Consider the following 14,660-nt stretch of genomic DNA (forward strand, 5'->3'; position numbering starts at 1 on the left):
GAAAAACGGCTAACGCTTAACATCATCAAGCACGTTTTAACCAACGTGAGAACCAGCGTTTTTCCGCCGGTCTAGCGCGTACGCCGCAGGCCAGATCGACCAGTTGGCGCAAACCCTGCTGGAAAGCAGGCGCCGCAGCCAGATTCAGTGCGCCGAGCGTCAGACTCTGCGATAAGGCGTGGCCCGCATTCGGCAGCACGACATCAATCTTCCGGCCGGTAAATTGTTCAAACTGATCGCGACTTAACGGCGCGGCGGCGGCAAAACGACTCTGGTTATGCACCAGCAACAGGCGTTGCCCTTCGCTTTCGTCGCCGATCTCATTCAGCACGCGCCGCACATTACGCGCATCCTGAAGCGTCAATTCCGTCACGATGATGCGCAGATCCGCGTAGGTCAGTACGTCCAGCGCCCCGGTCGGGTAACTGCTGGGCAGATCCCAGATCACCTGGTTGAACATGCGGCACAGCGCCCCGCCGAGATTCAGTACGTTATCCACGTCCACCGGGCTCAATTCGCCCAGTTCCGGCTTTTGCGCCAGAAGATGTAAACGGGTATCCACGCGCAACATGGCGCGCTGGAGCAATCGGGTATCCAGTTCCTGCGTGTCCAACACCGCCGCCAACCCCGCGTCATCGGTTTGCCCTTGCAGCAACAGTTGATCGCCGTTACGACGATCGAAATCCACCAGCGCGACGGGCAAATGACGTTCGCCGGACAGCAAGCGGCTCAGCCCCATCGCGACGGTACTTGCCCCACTTCCGCCGCTGGCACCGACGACTGCAATCGTCCTTCCCATGCGGGCATATTCTGGCCCAGCCTGTTGGCCTTCACACTTCGCCAGCGTTGCGGCCAGCAGATCCAGCGTGAACGGCTTCACCAGATAATCCACCACGCCAGCCTGAAGCAGCGCGCGGTACAAGCCGACATCCTGCTCTTTGCCCGTCGCAATGACCTGGCTAGTGGGGCCGCAAACGCTCAGCAGCTCTTCCAGTGCCGGGAGCGGCCAGTGCGCACCTTCCAGATCCACCAGCAAAATGCGTGGCGGGACATTCAGCTCACACCATTGACGAGCAGCAGCGATACCGCCAGACATCACCGGTACATCCGGCTGTTTCAGGCGAGTGAAGAGATCGCCGATATCGGCCACATCGCGTACGTCATTAGCGAACGCCACCAGCGGCAACGCCAGTTCTTCACCATCGTTAGGGGTAATTTCACTCATGGAATGTCACGCCCTTAATCTTCTTCAAAGTTAATGTCGATGAGCTCTTTCACTTCACCTTTGTGATAGCGTTCGATGCTATTGACCGCCGCTACGCCATCCGCATCATCCAGCGCTTTCGCCTGAATCAGATCGCGTGGTTCAGCAACCATCATCGCCAGATTGTTCTGCGTGGCGCAGCCGAGAGAGCCAATGGCTTCATAAGGCTTCACCATCAGTTGATTCGGGTCATTGATCGTGCAACGGGTGGTTTTGACCACCAGCGCCTCGGAGATCACTTCCAGATCGCCGTTCTGACCGCTCGCCGTAGAGCGGCGCATCTGCTTCACATTCTGTGGATTAGCGCCGGCGTTTTTCAGCGCGGTCGCCAGTCGCCCTGCCATCTGCTCGCCGCTCGCGCTGTGCGGGATCAGCGTCAGCGTCTGTGCCGATAACCGCCCCTGATCCTTCAGCATGATATTGAGTTGCTTCAACGACTCAGGGAGGAATCCCCGCCCGTTCGGCGCGGCCACTAACGGCACGGATACCGATGAAGGCTGGACGGCGATGGGTTGAAGCCCAGGCTGGTCAAAACGCTGCATACGAACATCGTTAATCGGTTTATTCCATCCGCAGCCTGCCAGCAGAAAAACGGCGGTCAGCACCGCTGCACGCAGGGGCAGAGGACGAAACGAAGGGTGGTTGCTATTGATCGTTTTCATGTGTTATTTCCCCTCGCGAACTCAGTAGAGATAGCCGATAGATGCAGAACGTGGCATGGACGAATCCAGCATTTTTACGCCTTGCCCCGGCGTCTGAAGATCGCCTGCATTAACCGGTTCAACCACATAAGCGGTCGCGATAATCACCAATTCCGTTTCTTCCTGACTAGTGGCTTCGCTTTCAAACAGGCGGCCAAACATCGGAACGCTGCTTAATCCCGGCACGCCGTTGATTGTCTGGCTACCGGCGCTACGCAACATCCCCGCCAGTGCAAAGCTCTGTCCGCTGGCCAGCTCTACCGTGGTATCCGCACGACGTACCGTTAAGGCCGGAATACGCGATCCGCCCTCCAGCTGTACGGAACCGACGTCCGTGAGTTCACTGACTTCCGGTGCAATGTGCAGGCTGATGCGGTTGGCAGACAGCAGCGTTGGCGTCATGCGCAGAATCACGCCGTAAGATTTGTAATCGATGCTGACGCTGTTGTTGGTGATCAGGACGATCGGTACTTCGCCACCCGCCGCAAACGCCGCCGTTTCCCCCGACATCGCCGTCAGGTTGGGTTCGGCCAATACGGTCGCCATGCCCTGCTGGTTCATCGCGGTTAATAACCCACTCAATCTGGAGCGACCGAAGTTCAGGAAGCCCGAATCCGTTGGGTTAGCAAATCGTCCGGTCGTAGCGTTGAACAGATTCAGACGCGAGCCGCTGCCCGCACTCATATTCCCGCTGCCGGTGCTCAGCGATGCCGCCCAGTTGAAGCCCAGCTCGCTGGTCAACTTGCGGGACACTTCCACCACACGCACCTGAATATTGATTTGCGAAGGCGTTTTAATTTTCAGCTGGTTGATCACCTTGCCGGAGGATTCGCTGGAGCCCGGCAATTTTTCGCCACCGCCTCCACCACCACCCTGCCCGCCTGAGGACGCGCTGATGTAAGCCTGTATACTGTCGATGACGCGTTTTGCATCCTGCGGGGTATCCACGCTGCCGCGCACAATGACACCGCTGGGAATCGAGGCTTCCAGTTGGATATCCGCACCGGGGAATTCACGCTTCATGCGTTCACCCAGCGCTTTCAAATCATGCTCGGATACCAGACGAATGGCGTTGATGACGTTGCCATTTTCATCCATCGCATAGAGCGTGGTGGTGCCGACGCTTTTGGCGTAAACAAACAGGTTACCCGGTGAAGGCAGTTCAAAACTGGCGATATTCGGATCGGCCACCAGCACGCTGTCCGGCAGTCCATGGAGTTGCAGTAACCGTCCCTGATTCACGGTCAAACGCACCTCATCGGTGACTGGCGCCACAGATACCCCGGCAGCCAGCGTGGTCGCAGGCAACATCATCGTTGTCAGCGTGACAGGCAATACCGCATTAAACAGGCCAGCGGTCAGCAACCGTTTGCACGTACCCCGAAAGTCCGATTTCAAAAACAGCGAAAACATCGTCATTTACTTAATTTCCGTAATGGGCTTCATTTTTCCATGAGCAACTCGCGGCTCCCCGCAGGCTGTCAGATTGCGTACTCGTCTTATCGGGAGGGGAACGTCACCACGTCTTTTTGCTCAGCACGATAAATTTTCACTTTGCGTTCACCGGATCCTGCTGATAGCACCCCGTAGATATCGGTCGCGCGCGGAACCGTGGTCACATGTGGTCGCCCTGTCGCTGGATCGACCGCATCATCCAGATCGGCACTGCGTAGTGCCAAATGCAGAATGCCCAGTTCTTTGGCAACCGCGAGCGCTTCAGCCTGCTGAGGCGTGACTTCCAACGTGACGGTTTGATAAGTAGCAGAACGCGAACGAGGGCCTGCGGCAGGCTCACGGCTTTTCGCTGCGGCATCCAGCGAACCGCCGTCTTCTGGGCTAACATCTGTGCGTGTGTAGATCGGCGTACCGACCTTATCATTCAGTGCCAGTACTCTCAGGTCACGAACAATGGTCTGCGAAGCCAAAAGTGGCATCACAACTGGCTGGTTACGGCTTGCGGGTAACTCTGACTGATCGTCTCGTCTCATGCTGAGGATCACATCAACACGATCGCCTGCTGAGACTAGCCCAGCATTGCTCGCAATCGCGCTAGTGGGAACGGAGATAGCCCGCATCCCTTTATGCAGCACGGCGGCAACAAAGCCCGGTTCATTGGGTTTCACAACAACGTTACTGCTAAGCCGTGTCCCCTCCTTTACTGTTTCACGCAGGGTTGCGCCAAATAGCAGAGACTGGCTATCCTGGCCGCGAACAAAGTTAAACGAACGGGAAACGGATTCATCCGTGGTTTGCCAGCGTAGTGAGCTAGAATCAATGAAATCACCGGGATGCAGATCTTTTGCGGCCACCAAGACAGCGGCTTTTTCCGGTGCTTTAACCACTACCGGAGGCGGCGCAGGGGGTTCAGAAGAGAGATGGCTACGCACCATCAGCGCAACAATGCCTGCCAGCACGAGCGCGCCTGACAGTACGTATGTAGAGTTCACTTTCATTTCAACTTGCCTACCCTAGCGTGTGTGTCTTAAAGCTGCGACAGAATTAAAACAAGGGAAAAATCAGGACATACATCGCGCCGAACGCAATGGCGACGCCGTAAGGTATGCCTTGAGAAAGGTCGGCGGGCAACGCGGGTGGCATAGGCAACCGACTCTTGAATATCCGGTTGGTGGTTTGAATGCCCATCGCCACCGCTGTGGGTACGGTATTCAGCAGCGGCAGGCTAAGCGCCAACACACCGCCAGCCAACGCCGTTACCATGATGAAAACGATCTGGTGCCCTTGCCCAACCCACAGGCACAGCACACTCATCAGCTTGACATCCCCAGCACCTAGTCTGCCGGTGAGGAAAAGCAAAAACCCCGCAGCCAATACCGCCGCCGCACCTGGCAGCGCCCAAAGCGTTTTCCGTAATGCCAACATATCTAACGCACCGGATTGCAGGACATGTGAAGCGCTGAAGAACAGCCAGCCCAGCAATAAAATCAGTACCGCCCGATTGGTAATTTTGCGTACTAACAGGTCGGTACTGATGCACCACAGCAGGCAGCCCATCAGCAATGCCGTCTGCGGCCAGTGCGTGTAATCCGCCATCTCGCGTTTATTTCGCTGCGCCGGAGGTACCGCCGCTGGTTCCCGTGCCGGTGATTTGATCGGCGATTTGGGTGAATTTCTCATTCAGCGCTTTCACGAAGATACCGTCGCCGCCGAAAATAGCGCCAATTGCTGCCGCCATCGCCGCCGCAAGAATGCCGTATTCGATTGCCGTTACACCGCTCTCGTCACGCAGGAAAGAACGTAATTTTGCTTTCATGTTTTTCATGGGAAGACTCTCTAATCCGCAGGCAAAGGAATCATGGCCAACTCGGGAATTCGGGGGATGCCATGATGATAATAAGATTAATAATGAGACTTATTATCAAGCGCCGCAAGCAGCAGAACATTAATATTCGTTAATCTTTCCATACGAAAAATTATCAATATAAATCAATAATTAACACAATTTATATTGCAGGAAAAATTAATAAATATTCATGTTTTTTGCAGGGATATTCATAAGAAATTGAGAGTAGCGTATCGCGGCAAGCCGAGGAAAATCGCTCGCCACGCGTCTGTTCATCGTAAGAAAAGCGTATTAACAGCGATTGAGGCACAGGTAGACATTCAAGCCCGGCTCAGAGGAGTCCAGATAGAGTTTGCCACCGTGCAGGTCGGTAATCGCCTGAACCAGAGACAGCCCCAGCCCATAGCCGGACTGAAACCAGGTATCCAACCGCTGAAAACGCTGTAGCGCTTTGGTATGAAGCGCGGGCGGAATCCCCGGACCACGGTCAGCGACGCTCAGGGCTATCCAGCCGCGATACAGCGTCACGCTCAAGGTGATGAATTTCCCCTGTGCCGCGTATTTCAGCGCGTTCTCCACCAGATTAGCCAGCGCCTGAAACAGCAGCGCACGGTCGCCAAAGAGCTGGATCCCGGCTTTGATTTCAATCTTCAGGCGACAGCCGCGCTCTTCCGCCAGCGGCTGATAATATTCGGCAATTTCTTCCAGTAATTGGCGCGCTTCAATGTTCTCAAACTGGTGCACGCAGCGCCCGCTTTCGATTTCACCGATGCGCATCACGGTACGGAACAACCCGAGGATTTTGTGCACCTCGTCCACCGCCAGATTCAATTCATCACGCACGTCGTTATCCAGCCCTGCACGTTCCGTCAGGTTGAAAAGGCGATTTTGCAAATGCGTCAACGGTGTACGCAGTTCATGCGCGACATGGCTTGATGTGTTGCGCACCTGCTCCATCAGGCGTTCAATCCGCTCCAGATTCTGGTTAATGTCGGCGCTCAGGCTGTCAAAATCATCGTCATAAGGCGACAGCGGCATACGCACCTGCTGTTCGCCGCTGCTGTAGCGATGCAGCGCCGCACGGATTTTCTCCACGCTGCGCAAGCTGCGTAAACTGAAATGGCGACTGACAAACAGGCAGAAGAGCAGCACGATAAACAGTCCCGCTCCCGCCACCAGCGGGATTGTTCTCACCCGTTCTAACATGGGCCGAATGTTGTAGGCGGTAAACAACACACCGCCATCATCCAGCATGACGGACAACCCGATCAGATTGGGATCGTCTGGGCTGGAAATTTCGGCCTTAAGGCAGCTGACATCCATCCGGCAATCGGTATGCTGCCGCATTTCCAAAGGGTGTGAGTTGATAGAATCGGTACTTAAAGGATGTGTTCTTAGAGGGTGATTGTGATACAGAATATCACCGTCTTTATTCATCACCAGAAACAGCGGTAATTCATCCCCTTTCGCTCGATTATCCTGGCGTAATTGCGTAATCAGGCTATCGGCATTCGTTAAGCGCGACTGCATCGAGTAATCGTAGATATTACCCAGAATAACTTCACGGACATGCGTTCTAATCAGCGTTTCACTTAATGAACTGAAGCCGACAATACACATCAGCATCATTAATAAGAACAGAAAAACAATGGTTATTGCCTGACGAAAATTAGAGGTGCATAAAAAGCCGGGATATTGACTTGCCCCCAGTAATTGCCAGTGTTTTATTTTTACCTGCCAGCGCTGCCCTAGCCTCTTTATTTTTATTTTATTCAGCGTGGCTGCCAACATCGGCTTTGTCCTTATCTACCGCGCCTAATGCGTAGCCCATCGCTCTCAGCGTTTTAATTAATGGGCGCGGGAAGCCTTTATCAATTTTCGCCCGCAGCTTTGACATATGAACGTCGATCAAATTGGTTTGTGGATCAAAATTATAGCCCCATACACGCTCTAACAGCATGGTGCGCGTAATCGCCTGACCTGGATTTTCCATCAATATAATCAGTAACTTGATTTCTTTATCGGTCAAATCGATACGCTTGCCGCCGCGCCATGCAACGCGCTGCATACGGTCCAGTTGCAGATCTTCAAAAGTCAGCATGGAAGGATTATCCGCATGGCGTTTACCGCGCCGCGCCATAATATCCAGACGTAATCTAAGCTCATTAAAATTAAAAGGCTTGCCAAGATAATCTTCTGCGCCAAGCTCTAAGCCCATCACCCGATCGACATCACGATCCAGCGCTGAAAGCAGCATAATAGGCGGATGACGTGAGCCTTGTAATTCACGTAATACCGTAAATCCGTCCATGATAGGTAACATTCTGTCTAACAGAACGACATCATAAACTTCATCCTTGATCGCTTTTAATGCGTGTGCGCCATCGTGCACCATTCGGCAAGAATGGCCGTGGGAATGTAATTTAGACCCCAGCCAATGGCACAGCACAGAATCATCATCAACCACTAATACACGCATAATGTTCCCCTATAAACGTGGCTTATTACCTAATTAATTCAGGGTTAATGTCCGTTTATTTTTTATCTTGTCCTTCAAACAGTCATTCACCCCACACGGTGTTGATACCGTGCAGGCCGTTTTCTACTTCTAAATTTTCTATTTATAAGAAAAGCCCTACGGATAATAACAATCATTATCATTTAGTGACAAGCAGTTTACAATCGCCTGACGTCGTTCTTAGGCTGGACGCATAAAAAACATCCCCATCGCTTACGCCATGGGGATGTTAAGAAAGGAAAGAGAAGAGAAAGAAATCAACGCGGTAACGGGGATCGTCTCACCGCGTTTTACTCATTTTCGATCAGAAGCGCTTCCATCAGATCGAGATCGCGCAGCATTTTTTGCAACGTCTCATTGCTGATCTGCTGCGTGGCGCGCAGATGATACAGCTCCGCACGTTCGGAATTCAGCGCGGTCAGACGAAAACGCCGCTCCAGATTCTCGATCAGCAGGCCGTTTTCAGGATCGTCTTTATCGATTAGCCGTCGGCGCAGATTACCGATGACGCGCGCGCTGACTTCTTTCAGCACCTGCTCATCAATGTTTTCCTCCCGATCGGCCGCCAGACGCTCCTCCATTTTGTGCATACTTTTGATCGCCACTTCTGCCACCGCCATACGTGCCATGCGGATTTCTTTGGCGTGTGCGGCTTTATCCGCCACTACCACGCCACGCAGTAGAAATGGCAAGGCCAGCACGCCACACAGCAGAGAAAACAGAATGACGCCCGTGGCGATAAACACTAACTGATAGCGTGACGGGAACGCGGTGCCGTCCGTCAGCAGCAGCGGAATGGACAGCACACCCGCCAGCGTAATCGCCCCTCGCACGCCGGCAAAGGACGCAATCCACAGCTCGCGCGTAGAAAACTCGGCGAAGATCATCGGGCGCTTTTTCTGGATGTGCATGCTGTATCTTTTCATCACCCACAGCCAGCAGAAACGCAGCAGCAGCAGAGCACCGTAGATGATCGCGATATCGGTAAACAGCATCCAGGTTTCAACCGTTGGGTCCAATTCCGCCTGCGTCACCGAGGTTTCCAGAATGTCTGGTAATTGCAGACCCAGCATGATGAATACCATGCCGTTAAACACAAATTCCAGCATAGACCACACGCCGTTTGCTCGCAGCCGCATTGCAAGTGGCGCGCTCCGGATGACGCCAGACTGGCCGATGGTCATCCCTGCCGCCACCGCCGCCAGAATGCCCGACACGCCAATGTGTTCCGCAATCAGATACGACGCGAAAGGCAACAGCAGCAACAGCACGATCTGTGTCGCGGCATCATCACCGCTCCAGCGGCTGATAACGCGCAGCGATTTACCAAAGATCCAGGTCACGCCGACCCCCGCCAGCAGCCCGCCCAACGCCACCTGCATGAACTCCAGCGTCGCACCAGACACGGTAAACACCATCGTGCCCATCGCAATCGCGACAGCGAATTTCAGCGACACCAGACCGGACGCGTCGTTCATCAACGCTTCGCCCTGCAAAATGCCCATCAGTTTTTTCGGAATACGATCTTCACCCACGATACCAGAGAGCGCGACAGCATCCGTTGGCGACAGCACGGCGGCCAGCGCGAAGGCCGCAATCAGCGGCATGCCCGGCACCATCCAGTAGATGAAATAGCCGATGCCCACCACGGTAATCAGTACCAGAACCAGCGCCAGACCAATAATCTCCCGACCGTGCCGCAGAAACTCACGCGTAGGCGTTTTCCAGCCGTCGGCAAACAGCAGCGGCGGAATGAAGAGCACCATAAACAGCTCGGGATTGAAATCAACGTGCAAACCGAACTGGGGCCAGGCAAGGATGGCACCCAGCACAATTTGCATTAAAGGCAGAGGAATTTGAAAAGGTAAAATGCGGGTAACTACCCCGGACAGGGACACAACCAGGGTCAAAATAAGAATCGTAAAAAATATTTCCATGCTTTCCTTAGACGTACTCCTAAATCAAAAAATTCTGCCTGTTAGCGAGCAAACACCCCTTCCATATTTAACGCATTTAGCCCGGTATGAAAATGGATTTTTGGCCGAAATCTGGATTAATAACAAGATTGATTATCACACAAGTAACATCAACCAAAGCCAATAAAAGGGCACATAAAATCGCGTTTGGCGTGGGACGTAATAGAAAAGAGAAAGAGGAAGGAAAGACAAGGAGTGACAGACCTTCTGGATTGCACCAGAAGGTCTGTTGGAAGGGATTACAGCGCCCAGCCGCCAGCGTAAAACACCACCAGCGCGACAGCGATAATGACGGTACCAATGTTCAGTTTACGCCATTCGCCAGCGCAGATACGGCCTAATACCAGCGCGCCAAAGCCCAGCATGATACCGGTCACGATGTTACAGGTCAGTACAATGAACACGGCACATACCAGACCAGACATCGCGTCCACAAAGTCATCAAAGTTCAGTTTGGAGACGTTGCCCAGCATCAGCAGGCCAACGTACATCAGCGCGGGTGCAGTGGCATAGCCAGGCACCAAATACGCCAATGGAGAGACAAACAGCAGCAGCAGGAACAGCACACCCACTACGGTTGCCGTTAGGCCAGTTTTACCACCGGCTGCCGTACCCGCCGCAGATTCGATGTAAACTGCCGCCGGTGACGTCCCGACCAGGCTGGAGAAAATGCTGCTCACGGAGTCTGCGGTCAGCGCTTTACCACCGTTGATGATTTGCCCGTCTTTATCCAGTAGGTTCGCCTGTCCGGCTACGGCACGGATAGTACCGGTAGCATCAAACACGGCAGTCATCACCAACGCCAGTACGCTCGGCAGAACCATCGGCTGCAATGCACCCATGATATCCAGACTGAAGATCAGCGACGAACCGTCAGCCGCCGTCAGGCTCGGCAACGCAAAGAAGCCAGAGAATTTTACATTCGGGTCAAAAATCAGCCCCAGAATAGAGATCGCGATGATGACCAGCAGAATACCGCCCGGTACGCGACGTTTCTCTAAACCGATAGTCGCCGCCAGCCCCAGCAGGGACATAACGACAGGGAAAGAAGTGAAATTGCCCAGTGCGACCGGCAAGCCATCAATCGGGTTTTTTACCACCAAACCCACACCGTTAGCGGCAATAATCAGCAGAAACAGGCCAATACCAATCCCCGTTCCGTGCGCCACGCCCATCGGCAAGTTACGCAAGATCCAAGAACGGATACCCGTGACGGAAATGATGGTAAACAGCACGCCCATCAGGAAGATCGCACCCAACGCCACAGGGATGCTGATTTGCTGCCCCAGCACCAGACTGAATGCGGTAAACGCCGTCAGTGAAATCGCACAGCCAATCGCCATTGGCAGATTAGCCCACAATCCCATCAGCAGCGACCCCAGCCCGGCAACCAGGCAGGTCGCAACAAACACAGCCGCAGGCGGGAAGCCGGCCTTGCCCAGCATACTCGGCACCACAATCACCGAGTAAACCATCGCCAGAAACGTCGTCAGACCCGCTAACACTTCCTGACGCACATTACTGCCGCGCTGTGTAATTTTGAAAAAAGCATCAAGCGTGCCCTGCGAGCCTGCCTGACGGGTGGTGTTTGACATGGTGGTATCCCCTGAAATGCCATTATTATTTAAGATCAATTTGACCGGTTCCCACGGCCTTGCTCCGCGAATGCATCCACATCACTGGCGCATCATGAACCGTATGGCTCCGCACGCAAACGATTAACTCGCTGAATGCAAAACCGGAAAACGTTGTTGTATCAAAACATTACCGTATAAAGACATTGCTGTATCAAAACAGGCGGTACTAAAACGAGCTGGATAAAACGGCGTCTGGCAATGTGAAGGGCACGATTATCCCGCTTCACCCGCGCGTATTTCAACTGCTAATCGAGACAATTTACCTATCTCACTTAATCAGTCCGATAAGGACGCCCTCAGCCAGTACAACTAACGTTCAATCGGGCAACTCGCTGAAAACGCGTCAGTATGAAGAAAAAGCAGAAAAGGTTTTTAGACGGAAATCAAAACAGCGGTTTACTCCTCACAAACTGATCGTTCATTTTTTTGTGATTCTCATCACAAAAAAGTTGACCACCCGTATCAGTGCGAGTATTCTTAAAAACGTGAACAGCATCACAGAAAAACAATCAACTAACAATGAGGAAATGACCATGAAACTGCTGAACAAAATCATCGCTATGTTTGAAAACATCAACATCAACTTTGGTACTTTCAACCAATAATTATTTAAGAATCGTGGGGATAAAAAAGATGCGCGTTGTCCGCAAAATCAATCAAATATTAAAAGCGTTGGGCAAAACCTATCGCGGTGTTAACCCCCACGCTATCTTCCGTTAATCGTACTTAAGTACGTTAACCACCATAAAATGGCTGCCATCCGGGCGGCCATTTTTGTTTCTGCGATTTGCGTTTTACACGATAAGTAACGGATTCTGCTCACCATGCCGTGATGGCGCAGAAGCGCCATCCGATATCACACGTGTTTTATGGCATCAGGCGTAGAGCGACACTTCCCCTGCCGGGCGCGTTTTAAAGCGACGGTGCAGCCAGAGATACTGCTCAGGCGCACGCATGATTTCTTTCTCAATCACCTTATTCATATAACACGCTGCGGCCTGTTCATCGTGGTAAGGGTAATCCTGTAATTCTGGCTGAATCACCAGCTGATAGCCAGAGGCATCAGGCTTGCGAATCAGCACCGTCGTCATCATCGCCGGTTTTGCCAGACGACTGATCGTGTAAGTGCCGCTGGTCGTCGCCGCATTTTTCACTGCAAAGAACGGGGCAAACACGCTGCCTTTAGGGCCGTAATCCTGATCGGGCGCGAACCATACCGCTTCGCCGCGTTTCAACGCTTGCACCATGCCACGCAGATCTTTACGGTCGATCATCGCCTTGTTCGAACGAGAACGTCCCCAGGTTTGCACCATTTCCATCGCTTTATTATTGTGCGGACGGTACATCGCCATCATCGGCCGACATAGTCCCATCGCCCTACCGCCCAGTTCCAGAGACATAAAGTGAATACCAATCACCATCACGCCCTGGCCTTTTGCCGTAGCCTGATGTAAATGCTCCAGTCCCGATACGTCAAACCAGTGGCGCACGCGACGATCGGGCCAGAACCAGGCCATGCCGGTTTCGACCAATGCCATACCGAGCGACGCAAAGTTGCTGTCGATCATCGCTTCTTTTTCATCGTCAGAGATCGTAGGGAAGCACAATTCAAGGTTGCGTCTGGCAATCGACACCCGGCGTTTAAGAAAAACGCGGGACAGGCGACCCGCACTGCTCCCGATTTTCATCAGCAGCGGGTAAGGAAGTTGAACTAATAAAAACAGCACGCCAAGGCCGAACCAAGTCGTCCAATAGCGCGGGTGGAGTAATGCCCTGGTAAATGTTTGCTTAATTTTCATGATACTCGTCTTTAAGTGATTAACAGCGTACCGCATAAAGAGTCGTTCTTATCGCGCTACATCTATCATGACACTTATTTATAGGAATCGTTTTATCTGTGTGGAAAACTGCTTCTGACCGTTATCACGCATGAGGTTAAAAAGCAGGATAAACATGCTGATAACACAGAGGGGATGTTGAGCAATCGATGAGCAGTTGACGGCAGCGGCATCATACCCGATTCGCTCTTAATAAAGGAGTGGTCGGACAAGAAATATTCGCAATATCACGTAGTCTAACGCTAACATCTTGGCATATGTCAAAAAAGCGTTTAACGTCCTGACGCGAAGAATAGGACGATGACAAGTAACAATATAATCAAGGACTTGATAGAAAATGATTTTTTCTCTCCCTTCCCGCCTCACCGTGCTCGCTGCACTTATCGCGGGTATCCCGACCCTGGCGTTGGCTACAGCACTTGCCGATAGCACTTTCTCCCATAAAGACTGGGAAGTGGTCTGTGATAACACGCTGACGTGCCGGGCTGCCGGCTACTCGCCAGAAGAGCAGTACACGGGAGAAGAGGAAGATATTCCCGGTGTCTCACTGCTTTTCACGCGTCATGCCGGGCAAAATACGCCAATAACGGCTGAGGTTACACTCGCTGAGGTAGAAAAGGAAATTCCTAAAGGCACCACGCTCACGCTAACCGTTGACGGTGTCGATAAAGGCCTACTCACTTCAACCGGAGACAATCTCTGGCAGCTAAATGAGAAGCAAATTCTCGTCGTCCTACAGGCTCTAAAAGGAAGCGGGAAAGTAGCTTTTCATCACAACGGCGTCGTTTCCGAACTGTCTGGGGCGGGTGCCTACGCGGTACTGCTAAAGATGGATGAGAAACAAGGTCGCATCGGGACAACGGATGCCATCACCAAAAAAGGAAATAAAAGCAGTGAGTTACCTTCTGTAGTTGCCCCCGTTATCTACGCAGCAATCACTAAGCAGGAGGCATCGCGGACTCTGACGGACGCGGAACAGTCGGCTATCCAGAAAAAACTGCTTAAGACGTTAAAAGCAGATGACTGCGACAGTTTCCCACCGAAAGATTATCAAGAAGCAGAACCGATTGAACGCATTCCATTGAATGACAATATGTCCCTGCTCAGCACCCTTTGCTGGCGCGCGGCTTACAACGAAGGCTACGCCTACTGGGTCATCGATAATGCTATGCAGACTCAGCCGCAGCTCGTGACGACAGACGGCACAGATTACGAAAACGGTGAAATTACCTCTGCGCATAAAGGACGCGGACTCGCGGACTGCATGAGCTATAACGCATGGATATGGGATGGCAAAGCATTCCAGCAGAGCAGTGCATCGTTCACAGGTTCATGCCGTATGATCCGCCTGGGCGGCACCTGGGATTTACCCTACTGGACGACGACGGTGGTGAAACCGGGTAAATGAAAGGAACAGAACCAATC

13 protein-coding genes are annotated in these 14,660 nt (G+C 52.7%); 2 read left to right on the forward strand and 11 right to left on the reverse strand.

Going from position 1 to position 14,660, the window contains the following annotated elements:
• Nucleotides 1–25: 25 nt before the first annotated feature.
• From WCT94_RS01740 to WCT94_RS01785, 10 genes are all read right to left on the reverse strand, one after another.
• Complete coding sequence (locus tag WCT94_RS01740; protein WP_336867552.1) at nucleotides 26–1,225, reverse strand: AAA family ATPase; 1,200 nt, start codon at nucleotides 1,223–1,225, stop codon at nucleotides 26–28.
• 14 nt (nucleotides 1,226–1,239) lie between these two features.
• Complete coding sequence (locus WCT94_RS01745) at nucleotides 1,240–1,926, reverse strand: CpaD family pilus assembly protein (RefSeq protein ID WP_336867554.1); 687 nt, start codon at nucleotides 1,924–1,926, stop codon at nucleotides 1,240–1,242.
• Between the two features lie 21 nt (nucleotides 1,927–1,947).
• A complete protein-coding gene (locus tag WCT94_RS01750; protein WP_336867556.1) occupies nucleotides 1,948–3,384 on the reverse strand; it encodes a type II and III secretion system protein family protein in 1,437 nt (478 codons plus the stop codon).
• A gap of 80 nt (nucleotides 3,385–3,464) precedes the next feature.
• Nucleotides 3,465–4,418, reverse strand: a complete 954-nt coding sequence (gene cpaB, locus WCT94_RS01755) for a Flp pilus assembly protein CpaB (RefSeq protein WP_336867557.1) — start codon at nucleotides 4,416–4,418, stop codon at nucleotides 3,465–3,467.
• A 46-nt stretch (nucleotides 4,419–4,464) separates the two neighbouring features.
• Entirely contained in the window at nucleotides 4,465–5,016 is a 552-nt protein-coding gene (locus tag WCT94_RS01760) for an A24 family peptidase (RefSeq protein WP_336867559.1), read from the reverse strand.
• Nucleotides 5,017–5,023: 7 nt separating this feature from the next.
• Nucleotides 5,024–5,245 (reverse strand): Flp family type IVb pilin, encoded by a 222-nt coding sequence (locus tag WCT94_RS01765; protein ID WP_010295686.1) that lies wholly within the window; start codon nucleotides 5,243–5,245, stop codon nucleotides 5,024–5,026.
• Between the two features lie 312 nt (nucleotides 5,246–5,557).
• Nucleotides 5,558–7,057: a sensor histidine kinase gene (locus WCT94_RS01770; protein WP_336867561.1), complete on the reverse strand. Its 1,500-nt coding sequence runs from the start codon at nucleotides 7,055–7,057 to the stop codon at nucleotides 5,558–5,560.
• Complete coding sequence (locus WCT94_RS01775; protein WP_336867562.1) at nucleotides 7,035–7,745, reverse strand: response regulator transcription factor; 711 nt, start codon at nucleotides 7,743–7,745, stop codon at nucleotides 7,035–7,037. The genes WCT94_RS01770 and WCT94_RS01775 overlap by 23 nt, the downstream gene beginning before the upstream one ends.
• A 329-nt stretch (nucleotides 7,746–8,074) precedes the next feature.
• A complete protein-coding gene (locus WCT94_RS01780; RefSeq protein WP_336867563.1) occupies nucleotides 8,075–9,721 on the reverse strand; it encodes a Na+/H+ antiporter in 1,647 nt (548 codons plus the stop codon).
• Between the two features lie 278 nt (nucleotides 9,722–9,999).
• The gene (locus tag WCT94_RS01785) at nucleotides 10,000–11,355 is read right to left on the reverse strand and encodes an NCS2 family permease (protein WP_012773362.1); all 1,356 of its coding nucleotides are present in this window, start codon (nucleotides 11,353–11,355) and stop codon (nucleotides 10,000–10,002) included.
• 242 nt (nucleotides 11,356–11,597) lie between these two features.
• Between WCT94_RS01785 and WCT94_RS01790 the strand changes: the two genes are divergently transcribed.
• Entirely contained in the window at nucleotides 11,598–12,002 is a 405-nt protein-coding gene (locus WCT94_RS01790) for a hypothetical protein (RefSeq protein WP_336867565.1), read from the forward strand.
• A 270-nt stretch (nucleotides 12,003–12,272) separates the two neighbouring features.
• Here WCT94_RS01790 and lpxP read toward each other — a convergent pair whose 3' ends face one another.
• The gene (gene lpxP, locus WCT94_RS01795) at nucleotides 12,273–13,196 is read right to left on the reverse strand and encodes a kdo(2)-lipid IV(A) palmitoleoyltransferase (RefSeq protein WP_336867567.1); all 924 of its coding nucleotides are present in this window, start codon (nucleotides 13,194–13,196) and stop codon (nucleotides 12,273–12,275) included.
• A gap of 376 nt (nucleotides 13,197–13,572) precedes the next feature.
• Between lpxP and WCT94_RS01800 the strand changes: the two genes are divergently transcribed.
• Nucleotides 13,573–14,643 carry a DUF1176 domain-containing protein gene (locus WCT94_RS01800; protein ID WP_336867569.1) on the forward strand — a complete coding sequence of 357 codons (1,071 nt, stop codon included), beginning with the start codon at nucleotides 13,573–13,575 and terminating at the stop codon, nucleotides 14,641–14,643.
• Nucleotides 14,644–14,660: the final 17 nt, after the last annotated feature.

It is taken from the genome of Pectobacterium sp. 1950-15 (assembly GCF_037136835.1).
GTDB lineage: Bacteria > Pseudomonadota > Gammaproteobacteria > Enterobacterales > Enterobacteriaceae > Pectobacterium.